This window comes from Alistipes sp. An66 (assembly GCF_002161445.1).
Classification (GTDB): domain Bacteria; phylum Bacteroidota; class Bacteroidia; order Bacteroidales; family Rikenellaceae; genus Alistipes; species Alistipes cottocaccae.
The window spans coordinates 1-12,150 of record NZ_NFHT01000029.1; the positions used below are offsets into that span (position 1 = coordinate 1).

Consider the following 12,150-nt stretch of genomic DNA (forward strand, 5'->3'; position numbering starts at 1 on the left):
GGGAGGGCGGAGCAGCAGGCACCCCGAAAAGCAATATTTGCAGAAATTTTGTCGCCGGAATATTGGAAATTAAAAATAAATCCGTACATTTGCACCACCAAAACGGAAGCATGCTTCCTTTGGCACGGGAGAATCCGTAGCTCAGCAGGTAGAGCACAACACTTTTAATGTTGGGGTCCTGGGTTCGAGCCCCAGCGGGTTCACCACCTATCCGGACAAATCCGGACAGAATTCCGCCAAACCTCGCAAGATCAGTGTCTTGCGAGGTTTTTTCATTTCTGGATTCAGCCATTTTCGGACACCGAAAAGCCAATTTCCGACAAATTCCAGTGTCCAAATCGTGACCTTTTTTTGTTTACCGATTTTAGGTCACCAGAAGTCGCAAATCGGCTCCTTTTTGTCGCTTTTTGTCTGTGCCGCACAAATCTCATTTACAACTACTTAATTTAACTTTGTAATTCTAAAAATGGGATTATGAGAAACACATTCAAAGTACTCTTTTTCGTAAAGAGAAACGCAGTCAAAAAGACCGGGAAAGCGCCGATTATTGCTCGTATTACCGTCGATCAGGCCAAGACTCAGTTCTACACACAGCTGGAAATTGACCCCGATCAATGGGATGTACCCCGGGGAAAAGCTACAGGAAGAGGCCATGAAGCACTGCAAATCAATTCGTTACTGGACGACATCCGGATGGCTGTCCAGAAGCAATACCACTCGTTACTCGAAACGGACGGCTATGTTACGGCCGAGCGAGTCAGAGACGCCTACCTGGGAAAAACCGAAAAAACGCGCACCATTCTCGAATTCTTTGCACAGCACAACGAGCAGTATCTGCAGAAGGTGAAGATGGATCCGACCAATAAAACCTACTGGCGCTACGAGCTGACCAGGCGCCGGCTCGAAGAGTTTATCAAATACAAGTATTCCGTGTCGGACATGCCGCTGAAGGATATCAACGTCCTGTTCGTCGAGAATTTCCTGCTCTTCAACGAAAATGTCCACGGCTGCAACCACAACACGGCCATGAAATTCGTGCAGCGGCTCCGCACCGTGGTCAATTTCGCCAAGAATACGGGTATGCTCTTCGTTGATCCCTTCGGAAACTTCAAGGTCAAGTTCGAACGAACCGACCGCGGGTACCTGACCATGGAGGAGATCATGGCCATCTACCGCCACACGTTCCCCTCCCGGCGGCTTGAACAGGTCCGCGACCTGTTTATCTTCAGTTGCTTCACGGCACTCTCCTATATCGACGTCTGCGAGCTGCAGCCCGACGACATCAGCACCGGCTTCGACGGCAACCTCTGGATCATCCGCAAACGGCACAAGACCAAGGTAACGGCATCGATCCGTCTGCTGGATATTCCGATTGCCATCCTGAAAAAGTACAAGGGTAAGCTCCCCGACGGAAAACTGCTGCCCGTAATCAGCAACCAGCGGGTAAACGACTATCTGAAGGAGATTGCCGCCATGTGCGGGATAAACAAGAAACTGACCTTCCATATGGCAAGGCACAGCTGCGCAACCTCGGTGCTGCTGGCCAACGACGTGCCCATCGAAACCGTTTCAAAGATTCTCGGTCATACGAATATCCGCACCACGCAGATCTACGCCAGGATCACAGACCGAAAAGTCAGCAAGGACATGGATTTACTGGCCCAAAAACTTGACCATGCAGGCATTCGGAAGCGTCGCAGAGCAAGCGTAATATAAGACATCGTAATTCTCATTGTATCACATTGATTAAAAATAGAATATATTGATTATATTACATATTAATTTAATATTTGTATAGCAAGTAATCAAAATAAATATTTACTTGATATAAATTTCATAATAAAATATATACCAACCAAATACGAATAATATGAATGCGCGCGAAATAGAATTCGGATCAATCATCATCGATGCGGAAAACAACCACGTCACAGTTACATGCTCACAGGATGGAACCGTCTGGATGACCGAAACGGAGATTGCCCGGCTCTTCGGGGTTTTCCCCGCAGCCATCAGAAGCAATATCCGGGCAATCTACAAAGATAAACGGATGAATGAATACCGCACGCATCAAATTACCGGACGCGGCGATCTCTACAGTCTGGAGATGATTGCCGCCCTGTCGTTCCGGGTGCGCACCATGGAATCCGAAGCTTTCCGGGAATGGCTGCTTTATCGGCCGCAACACAAAATGGTCGTCATGCAGATCGAATCGGATGAACTTTGTCCGGTAAGTTAATTCCCCATAAGGACATTTATCATAAGAGCAGCACCTTGTTGGTGTTGCTCTTATGATTTATACATATACCTCAAGTTAAATTACAAGTCGGAATGCTGAGGGTGCATTCCGCAGTGATTAAAGAATAATCACCCCTACCTGCGTTCGCATTTTTCGTTATCCTTTTCCTATAACCTTCTCCTCCTTCACGACAACCTTCCACTCAGCATCGGTTCGGGGGCGCGGGCGGCGGCTCAACTCGGGGCGACAGTCCTCGGCTTCCACCTCTTCGGAAGTGGCTTTCTTTGGGTCGTTTTGGTCCTTCTCTTCTGCTCTAACCTCCTGCGAGGTATCTTCTCCTGCCTGCTCTCCTTCGTCGTGCTGATCGGCCTCTTTTCCTTCCTCTTCATGCTCATCTGCTAACATCTTAACACACAACACCATGTCAAAGTATTATTCCCTGTTCGGAGGTACGACCACCGACACCGAAATCCAAGTTGCCCAAGAGAATCAGATCGTTATCGGCTTTGGCCCTTATATGTTGCAGGATCGCTATGTCATCTTCCAGGTCGAGCACACGGCTAACGGATACCTCTACCACCTTGTCAACCTCGACACGAAGGAAATCCGCCGCACGGACATCCTCGAACCCTTATCCAAGAAGTACGGAATAGGCCTCTATTATGACGACGTGAACCACGAACAGATGGACGCAATGGAGGTCGCCGCCCTTGCTTATTAAAGTGAGTATTTCTTGTGTGAGCTGCTCAGTGTTACTTCCCCTAAGCACGCTCCATTCTGCGGGAAACAGCGTTGAACGGGACAAGGACCGGCCCGATGCCGGAAGCTCCTTGTGGAAGCGAAGGCTGTCGGGGATAAACGTCTTGAGAACTTTCAGCCCCAAAGCCCCAATGACCTGCTCATAGATCTCATACAACGCGGTCTTTTCGCGACCGTCGACCATGTTCCAAACCTGGTAAGTGTCCTTGATGTTCGTGACACCCGTCTTGCAGATCACATCGTTGACGACAGTCATGTACCTCAAAGTGCTTTCCAGGACCACTCGATCCGCGCTGATCGGCGCGAAGATGTAGTCCATGTTGGACAGCGCACGGATTACCGATGGATTATTGACCGTCCCGGGCAAGTCGAAAAACACAATGTCAAAAGCGGCCTGCGACGTAATTCGTTCTGCATCCTCAATGGATCTTTCCGTACTGCTCTCGATGACCGGATAGGCCTTCTTGTTGATACGCGTGAACTGCGCATAGGCAAGGCCTCGATAATACTCGTCATCCTTAATTTGCTTCAGATCCCGGCGTCGCATCTCCACGATCGAATGCTGGGGATAGTCACAGTCCAGAACTGCAACTTTGTAACCTCTCACTTAGTGCAGATACGACGCGACAAGTACGGTAAGCGCCGTTTTCACGGCTTCTCCCTTCTATGTGGAGAAGGCCAGATAAATGGGGTCTTTTGCCATACTCTTTTCAGATTTAAGAGTTCATATATAAATCATTGATTCATAGATATTCATGCTCGTTAGAGCAATTCTGAATTTCAATCTATCCTTAGCGAACGGCTGATAGATTGAACTAATGCCATGTTTCATCTCTAATTCGGTGTTGTAAATCCATATTGAAAACAGTGTGTCGGTAAAACAGTAAAACAATGTGTCCGTAAAACAGCAAAACAGTGTACCTGCAAAACAGTAAAACAATGTGTCCGTAAAACAGCAAAACAGTGTACCTGCAAAACAGCAAAACAGTGTGTCAGCAAAACAACAGAACTGTGTACCTTCAAATTTTCACATCGATGTTGATCGAATTACATGTTGAAAAATTTAATGGCAGACTTGTTGAATCGAATCAATACTGGTTTGTTGCCGGGAACAAAGAAAGGGGCATTTCACCCGATTTACTCGGGTTCTTTCGGATATGGCAGTGGTTGGCGTCGGTGTGGCAGTGGTTGGCGTCGCGTTCGACCATGATAAGCGATTAAACCTTGTCCCGTGAGACTCTGTCGGGACCCGATGATCGCCTCTTTGTGCTGGCCGACGAGCAGAGGGAAACGGGGCGTGATATTCGACCCGTTTTTGAGTCCCCAGAACATAAAAAATGTTCGGGACTCAGCAAGCTGTGTTTTCAGTTACGCGAAATATTCTCGGTAACGAAAACAGCTTGCCCGCAAGGGGGGGGGAAAGCTCCTCCGAAGTCGTCGCTTTTTACAGGGCACCCCATGTACCGAGACCGGATTTTAACCGCCGAAGGGTTTCCGACACCCTTCGTTCAAAATGGAAGCCTTGGAAGGCATAATTACGTCCTACGGACAAAAAAGAGCAGACTTTCAAAGGCTGCTCCGACAAATGAGGGGATATTATGTTTGGATTCTCGGATGAAAAATACACTGGTTTTCTGACTGTAATCACGAGATATGACGAACATTCAATGGTTTGTTCCATCACAAATCGAGACCTTGACACGCCCCTCTCTTCTTGCACAAAAGCAACCTAAAACGATGGAATTAGCCATCCAGATGATCTCTTTATACGCTCAATTCCATAGAAATTCGGTCAAGTATTACCATGCTTTGACGGAAGTTAAAACCCATTTTCTCGCAAGAAATGCGACCGCAAAATGCCATAATAAAATATGTAACGCCACAACTCTGTTGCTGCAAAGATGAGATTTCACGTGCTTATCGCTGCTATAAGACAGTGCAGATAGGGAACATACGCAATGTAAACAGCGTATTAAAAAACCTCATACAGGATTGCTACTACGCCCCCTTTTTTTACTATCTTTGCCCAATAAGAGTTGAACCATGTCGTACCTGCCGCCCTATACCATTACTCCACGAATTACTCATCTCGTTGCACAAATCAGCGAGGCTATCGGAGGCTATTATGCCCATGAGAATCTGCGGCTGCATCGGGTAAACCGCATCCAGACCATTCTCGGAACGCTGGCTATCGAGGGCAATACACTTTCGGCAGAGCAGGTTACGGCAGTACTGGAAGGAAAGCCGATTGTCGCACCGTTGAACGAGGTGCAGGAGGTCCGTAATGCCATCCAGGCATATGAACTGCTCGATGAACTGGACCCCTATTGTATGGAAGACCTGTTGCGGGCTCACGCAACGATGGAAGCGGGATTGATTGACGATGCCGGACAGTTTCGTCGCAGTGGAGCCGGCGTGGTATCAGGAGAACAAGTAATTCACTATGCTCCTGATGCGGAGCGGGTACCCTTCTTGATGCAGGATCTCTTCATGTGGTTGCAGACGACTGAAGAGCACCCTTTGATAGCCAGTTGCATCTTTCATTACGAATTTGAATTCATTCACCCCTTTGCAGACGGAAACGGACGCACGGGGCGCCTCTGGCAAACATTGATTTTATCGCGGTGGCGCCCGATTTTCAAGAACCTGCCGATTGAAAATATTGTCTACAAATACCAGCAGGCATATTATCAGGCAATTGCTGTCAGCGGAGGAAAAGAGGGTTGCACTCCATTTATCGAGTTTATTTTGGGGGTAATTGCAGAAACATTGACTACCCAAAATACTACCCAAAATACTACCCTGAAAACTACGTCCAGAACTACCCCAAAAACCACTTCAGATTCTACCCGGAAACAGATCCTGAATGAGATTGGTCGAAACCCGAGAATTTCACGTGCCGCTCTGGCCAAATTGGTAGGTATTACACCCGATGGTGTCAAATACCATTTGCAACGTCTGACTCGTGCGGGTGTGATTCGTCATGTCGGCCCCGCGCGTTCTGGCGAATGGATCATCTGCAAATAACAGCCACCCCGAAAACATACTCCGGTCTTTTCTTGCGCGAAGACCATGCTCGGCAAAATTATTTTGCGGCCAGATAGGACAAAGGAAACTTAGCCTCTCGGAGTTGTCTTTAACACTCAATCCATGAATATTCCAGCCCCAGCTACCTGCTATATTCTGTCCGTGGCAGTGGTTGGCGTCGGTGTGGCAGTGGTTGGCGTCGGTGTGGCAGTGGTTGGCGTCGCGTACCCTTATACAACCAATGATTCCTCTCGGTAACTTTGCCTTGTGAAACAGACCGAGATCGGATCCTCTCCCTCCGGACAGTCAGAAGGACAAAATAATAGCATTGTCGTCTGCTGGATATCGGTCCACATTTAACACAGAGGAGCTTCGTCTCCTCCATGCAAAATTGAATGCTATGGAAGACCTTATTACTCCCGACAAACAAAGGAAACCGGGCAGGCCTCGCAAAGCCGATCCGGCAAAGAAATGCGTCATGGTCCGATTTACGGACGAAGAATACGCCCGTTTTCTGACCATGTTCGAGAAATCCGGTATGCATTCAATGGCTCGTTTCATCAAAGGACAGGTCTTTGACAAAGCATTTCGCGTCATCCAAATGGATCGAGGCGTGACTGAGATTGCAACCATTCTATCCTCCCACCATGCTCTATACCGTAAAATCGGAGTCAATTACAATCAGGTTGTAAAGATGCTGTACATCCATTTCTCGCAGAAAAAAGCACTCGCAATGCTCTATAAACTGGAGAATGAAACACGCAATTTGATTGCTGTCAGTGAGAAGATTTTTGCCATAGTTCAAAAATTAAGACAAAATGATAGCTAACATAACTACCGGAAAGAATGCGTATGGCATTCTGAATTACAATCAGTTGAAAGTCAACAAGGGAAAGGCTTCCGTATTGTCGACAAGACTGATATTTGAAGATCCTGACGGGAAATACAATGTCTCGAAGATGGCCGAAGAGTTTCACAACTCGATGCCAGAATGCATCAGGACTGAAAAGCCGATAGTTCATATCTCCCTGAATCCGGACCCCAAGGATGAGATTGACGACGAACTACTGATCACGATGGCCGAAGAATACCTGGACGGAATGGGTTGGGGAAACCAACCCCATATCATCTATAAACACACCGACATCGAGAGGGTCCACATCCATATTGTTACAACACAGGTCGATATAACCGGGCGCAAGATCAATGACAGCCATCGCAACAGACGAAGCGTTGCCGTGACCGAGGAGTTGGAGAAGAAATACCACCTTCATCCGGCGAAAAAACAAAAACAAGTTACTCTATGGCAACTCAACCCCGTAGATTACCACAGAGGCGACCTGAAGAATCAGATCGCCGCCGTGGTTAAACCGGCACTCGCCATGTATCGGTTTCAGACCATGGGTGAATTGAGAGCGCTACTCGCCCTGTATCGTATCGGTGTAGAAGAACTGCAAGGATCACGTGCAGGAAGACCATACCACGGTTTGATATATACCGTGCTGGATGAGAATGGGGAAAAAGCCCCCGTGTCGCCACTGAAAGCATCCCGTCTGGGAGACGACGCCTCATTGAAGAAGATCGAGAAAATTCTGGCCGGATCCGAGGAAAAGATCAAAAACGCCAACCTTCATAAAATGACACTGCATCATGTGCAGGAAGCGCTGATTGAGGCGCCATCCGAAGAGGCATTGCGCGAGCATCTGAAAACCCATCACATCGATTTATTCCTGCGCCGAAATGCCCAAAACAGAATCACCGGTGTCACATTCATCGATCACGAGAATCGCTGTGTGTTCAATGGTTCCCGACTCGGGAAAGAGTATTCGGCAAACGCCTTCAACGAACGGTTCAACACCGCAAAGGAGGCACAAGAAACCAACCGCCAGGTCAAGAATGATGCGAATATCAAACTCAAAAAACGATAAATTGAGACATCGTCATAATTTGATTGTGAGCAGTTCCTTCCAGTCGGTCGCATAGTGGGATGAAAGAGGCTCGGCACCAATGAATCCATCCGAATTTCGGAACAACAATTCGCTTCATCAATCCGTTCTTTCACAAAAAAATTGCTAACTTTGCAATATGGAGATTCGGAATCAATTAGTAGATCGTTTGATGAAGGCCGGCGCGTTTTGGTCCTATGACCGGGCGTCTGTCCGCCACTCAATTACGGATCGCCAACTGATCGAAGAGACTCTCATCCGACTGGATATCGACGACATCGACCTGCTTTTCGAGCTGTTTCCCATGCGGAAAATCAAGAAGGTATGGTTGGAAACGATGGTCATACAAGGCGATTATTACTACTCTTTGAATCGGTTCTTTGCCTGGTATTATTTCAGCATCCGGTACCCTGACCGTTATCTGAAATCGATGCAAACCCGTCATTTGTCCAAATTCACGGCATGAAAGGAATTGCAAAACATACGCAACAAATCATCGAACCTGTTTCCCGGCTCGATTGTCTGAAAGGCTGGACTCTGGTCGGAGGTACGGCCCTTGCCATTCAGCTCGGGCACCGCTTGAGTGAAGATCTGGATTTCATGCGTTGGCAGACACACAAGGGTGAGCGTATGGATGTAGACTGGCCGCAAATACGCAAAGAACTGGAAACCGTTGCGGAGATTCAATCCATGGACATTCTCGATCACAACCATGTCGAATTCATCGTCGCGGGGGTGAAATTCTCCTTTTATGCCCGGGAAAGCAAATCTCCGGTCAATCACACAGTCCCGTTTCTGAACCATATTGTTCTGGCGGATATGGAAGCCATCGCCGCAATGAAAATGGAGGTAATGCTTCGCCGCAGCAAGTTCCGGGACTATTATGATTTATATTGTATTTTCCAGCAGCAGCCGGATGTGATGAAATTTGTCAGGGCTGCCGGAGAATATTCAAACCATACGCTTAAAAGTAAGCATATTCTTGCCATGCTGACCGATCACCACCGCTTCGGGGAAGATCAGAATTTTGCACAACTGGAACCTCTATATTCTATCAGCGCTCAGGAGATAGAAACCTACATCAAAAATTTGCTGTTACCAAAGGTGTAGGACAAAGCAAACCTTCATAAACAAGGCCTCGAAAACAAATTCGAGGCCTTGCTCGTATCAACCAGACTGTTTTATTTTACCTTTGAGGCAAACTCCGGAGATGGCTTAAAAACCGGAACCATGTGAGCAGGAATAACAATCGTCGTATTTTTAGATATGTTACGTGCTACCTTCTCGGCTCTCTGTTTGAGTAAGAAGGTACCGAATCCTCGCAGATAAATGTTCTCTCCGCGAATCATGGATGAACGAACCTGCTCCATAAAATTCTCTACAATAGCGGAGACAGTCCCTTTCTCAACACCTGTTTTCTCCGCAATCTGCCTTACAATATCAGACTTAGTCATAATCGTATGTTATTTTGTTTCTTCATTCTTGATTAAAAAATCAGAAAAGAGTTGCTTCAACTCAGAAGCATCCAGCTTGTTGCTACTGATTACTACCCTACCATCAATAACATTAACTGTCAATCGCCCTCCAGTTACAGCGTGTTTATCTTCTCCGACATAAAAAGCCGAAGGATCTGCAAGAACAGCGTGTTGCAGAATCTTTTCAGGGTGAGAATCTTCAATTACAAGTGTTGCCATACCAAGGCGTAAAAATAGTGAAAAAAATGGATCCTCCAACCATCCAGCAACGCCAACCACTGCCACATCGACGCCAACAACTGCCACGGCCAGCAACCACGGAACATATTGCCCTGACCTACCGTAAATTCGTTCCCGAACCAAAACTCGGAAACTATGCAACAGGAAGACGATTTACGGGCCCTGGCCAAAGTCATGGATTTCATGCGGGCTATCAGCATTCTATTCGTACTGATCCACATCTACTGGTTTTGCTACGCATTGATTCAATCATGGGGAATCGACATTGGCGTAGTTGACCGGATCCTCCTGAACTTCAATCGGACATCGGGTTTATTCAAATCCCTGCTTTACACCAAGATCTTCGCCGTGCTGTTCCTGGCACTATCGTGCATCGGAACCAAAGGTATCAAAGACAGTTTCGTAACGTGGAAGAAAATCGGCATCCAGCTCGGCTGCGGGTTCATACTCTTCTTCCTGAACTGGTGGCTGCTCAATTTCAAGTCGCCGGCTGCTGGAATCCTGTATATTCTGACCTTATCGTTGGGATATATATCATTGCTTATGAGTGGCGTATGGATCTCGCGCCTGATGAAAAACCATCTCATGGATGATGTCTTCAACAATGAAAACGAATCCTTCATGCAGGAGACCCGTCTGTTGAACAACGATTACTCGGTAAATCTGCCTACACGGTTCTATTACAAGAAGAAATGGAATCCGGGGTGGATCAATGTCGTAAACCCGTTTCGGGCAACAATAGTCCTGGGAACTCCCGGTTCGGGAAAATCCTATGCCGTAGTCAATCAATTCATCAAACAGCAGATCGAAAAGGGATACTCGATGTACATCTACGATTTCAAGTTCCCGGACCTTTCGGAAATCGCCTACAACCACCTGCTAAACCATCAAAAGGGCTATAAAGTCCTGCCGACCTTCTACGTCATCAATTTCGACGATCCCCGACGATCGCATCGCTGTAATCCCATCGCTCCGAAGTTCATGACCGACATCTCCGATGCCTATGAGTCGGCCTACACGATCATGTTGAATCTGAACAAGACGTGGGTACAGAAACAGGGCGACTTCTTCGTCGAATCACCGATCATACTCTTCGCTGCCATAATCTGGTTCCTGCGTACCTACGACAAGGGACAGTATTGTACGTTTCCTCATGCCATCGAGTTTCTGAACAAACGCTATGAGGACATCTTCCCGATTCTTACGAGTTATCCGGATCTGGAAAATTACCTCTCACCATTCATGGACGCATGGCTCGGAGGGGCCCAGGATCAGCTCCAGGGACAGATCGCTTCGGCCAAGATTCCGCTCTCGCGCATGATCTCCCCACAACTCTACTGGGTCATGTCGGGGGATGAATTCTCACTCGACATCAACAATCCCGAGGAGCCGAAGATTCTCGTCGTGGGCAACAACCCCGACCGACAGAATATCTACGGCGCAGCTCTCGGGTTGTACAATTCGCGCATCGTCAAACTCATCAACAAGAAGGGACAGCTCAAATCGAGTGTCATCATCGACGAGTTGCCGACCATCTACTTCAAAGGGTTGGATGATTGCAGCACTTTAAATGTACCCGCTCATATCACTTTCAAATGTACCGGGCATATCAGAATGAAATGTACCGTCTGTATCACTTTGAAATGTACCGCCCCGTTAACCAGTGCCGGCATGGTCGGGGCATATTCTTCGGGATGGTCGCAAACGGTTTGACGAGGTAACTTTGTGGTAAAGGTAATACCACAGGGCTATGGCAAATGTAAAAGCGACAATGACAGACATCAGAGTAATTATCCGCGAGTTTTCCCGCGGGACATCACTACGGGAGATGGAGCGCAAGCTGAAACTCAGCCGCACATCTTTGAGGAACTACCGGGACCGTGCGGAAGGATCCGGCAGGAGTATGGTGGAGCTCCTTGCCTTGAACGATGCGGAACTTCAGGCAATCATGCTGAAAGGCGACGGGCATCGCGGCAGGGACGTCGACAGGTATGCCTTCATGCAGGAGAGGGTTGAGGGCTATGCCAAGGACATGACGCGCAAGCACATGACCTATGACGTTCTGTATGAGGAATACCAGAAGAGCACAGACAATCCATACGGTTACACCCAGTTCAAGGCGATCATCCAGGAATATGAGAAGAATCACGACTACAGGTACCATAACGTGTACGAGCCCGGCCGCGAGATGCAGTTCGACTTTGCAGGCGACAACCTATGGATAGTAGACAAAGACACAGGAGAGGCAGTCAAGGCGATTGTGCTTGTCTGTGTCCTGCCGTATTCGATGCTCAGCTATGTGACCGCACTGCCAAGCGCAAAGATGGAATATCTCTTCCAGGCACTGTAAAGTATCAATAGATACGCTACAATTTTTCTTTTCGTAGACAAATCTTAATCTGTATCTTCGTGGCATGAAAGAAGATATACGAAAAATACGGATGCGCCAAAAATGGCTTGGGAT

12 protein-coding genes, 1 tRNA gene and 2 pseudogenes are annotated in these 12,150 nt (G+C 47.6%); 11 read left to right on the forward strand and 4 right to left on the reverse strand.

The annotated features are described in order from the left end of the window. The first annotated feature begins 130 nt into the window (after positions 1-130). The 3 genes from B5G16_RS12035 (at position 131) to B5G16_RS12045 (ending at position 2,239) form a co-directional block, all read left to right on the forward strand. A tRNA-Lys gene (locus B5G16_RS12035) sits at positions 131-206 on the forward strand. Between the two features lie 268 nt (positions 207-474). Then, positions 475-1,716, forward strand: a complete 1,242-nt coding sequence (locus B5G16_RS12040) for a site-specific integrase (RefSeq protein WP_087264229.1) — start codon at positions 475-477, stop codon at positions 1,714-1,716. Between the two features lie 154 nt (positions 1,717-1,870). Beyond that, positions 1,871-2,239: a protein-tyrosine kinase gene (locus B5G16_RS12045; protein ID WP_143260903.1), complete on the forward strand. Its 369-nt coding sequence runs from the start codon at positions 1,871-1,873 to the stop codon at positions 2,237-2,239. Between the two features lie 156 nt (positions 2,240-2,395). Here B5G16_RS12045 and B5G16_RS12755 read toward each other — a convergent pair whose 3' ends face one another. Continuing rightward, positions 2,396-2,662 carry a hypothetical protein gene (locus tag B5G16_RS12755; protein WP_162612073.1) on the reverse strand — a complete coding sequence of 89 codons (267 nt, stop codon included), beginning with the start codon at positions 2,660-2,662 and terminating at the stop codon, positions 2,396-2,398. Between B5G16_RS12755 and B5G16_RS12690 the strand changes: the two genes are divergently transcribed. After that, positions 2,661-2,960, forward strand: coding sequence for a hypothetical protein (locus B5G16_RS12690; RefSeq protein WP_143260904.1), 300 nt, complete (start codon positions 2,661-2,663; stop codon positions 2,958-2,960). The genes B5G16_RS12755 and B5G16_RS12690 overlap by 2 nt on opposite strands. On the opposite strand, the pseudogene B5G16_RS12055 reads toward B5G16_RS12690, so the two are convergent. Further along, positions 2,952-3,650: pseudogene (locus tag B5G16_RS12055) on the reverse strand (ParA family protein); the annotation flags it as partial. The gene B5G16_RS12690 and the pseudogene B5G16_RS12055 overlap by 9 nt on opposite strands. A gap of 1,391 nt (positions 3,651-5,041) precedes the next feature. On the opposite strand from B5G16_RS12055, the gene B5G16_RS12070 reads away from it, so the two are divergent. From B5G16_RS12070 to B5G16_RS12090, 5 genes are all read left to right on the forward strand, one after another. Next, positions 5,042-6,025, forward strand: coding sequence for a Fic family protein (locus B5G16_RS12070; RefSeq protein ID WP_087264239.1), 984 nt, complete (start codon positions 5,042-5,044; stop codon positions 6,023-6,025). Positions 6,026-6,425: 400 nt separating this feature from the next. Beyond that, the gene (mobA, locus tag B5G16_RS12075) at positions 6,426-6,854 is read left to right on the forward strand and encodes a conjugal transfer protein MobA (RefSeq protein ID WP_087264241.1); all 429 of its coding nucleotides are present in this window, start codon (positions 6,426-6,428) and stop codon (positions 6,852-6,854) included. After that, positions 6,844-7,953, forward strand: coding sequence for a conjugal transfer protein MobB (gene mobB, locus B5G16_RS12080; RefSeq protein WP_087264243.1), 1,110 nt, complete (start codon positions 6,844-6,846; stop codon positions 7,951-7,953). The genes mobA and mobB overlap by 11 nt, the downstream gene beginning before the upstream one ends. Before the next feature lie 157 nt (positions 7,954-8,110). Continuing rightward, entirely contained in the window at positions 8,111-8,437 is a 327-nt protein-coding gene (locus tag B5G16_RS12085; RefSeq protein WP_087264245.1) for a hypothetical protein, read from the forward strand. Next, positions 8,434-9,081, forward strand: a complete 648-nt coding sequence (locus B5G16_RS12090; protein WP_087264249.1) for a nucleotidyl transferase AbiEii/AbiGii toxin family protein — start codon at positions 8,434-8,436, stop codon at positions 9,079-9,081. The genes B5G16_RS12085 and B5G16_RS12090 overlap by 4 nt, the downstream gene beginning before the upstream one ends. A gap of 71 nt (positions 9,082-9,152) precedes the next feature. Here B5G16_RS12090 and B5G16_RS12095 read toward each other — a convergent pair whose 3' ends face one another. After that, positions 9,153-9,425: an HU family DNA-binding protein gene (locus B5G16_RS12095; RefSeq protein ID WP_087264251.1), complete on the reverse strand. Its 273-nt coding sequence runs from the start codon at positions 9,423-9,425 to the stop codon at positions 9,153-9,155. Positions 9,426-9,434: 9 nt separating this feature from the next. Continuing rightward, the gene (locus B5G16_RS12695) at positions 9,435-9,761 is read right to left on the reverse strand and encodes a hypothetical protein (RefSeq protein WP_143260905.1); all 327 of its coding nucleotides are present in this window, start codon (positions 9,759-9,761) and stop codon (positions 9,435-9,437) included. A 60-nt stretch (positions 9,762-9,821) separates the two neighbouring features. On the opposite strand from B5G16_RS12695, the pseudogene B5G16_RS12105 reads away from it, so the two are divergent. Further along, positions 9,822-11,243, forward strand: a pseudogene (locus B5G16_RS12105) (YWFCY domain-containing protein); the annotation flags it as partial. A 193-nt stretch (positions 11,244-11,436) separates the two neighbouring features. Next, on the forward strand, positions 11,437-12,036 hold the full coding sequence (locus B5G16_RS12110; protein WP_143260906.1) for a hypothetical protein: 600 nt from the start codon (positions 11,437-11,439) through the stop codon (positions 12,034-12,036). Positions 12,037-12,150: the final 114 nt, after the last annotated feature.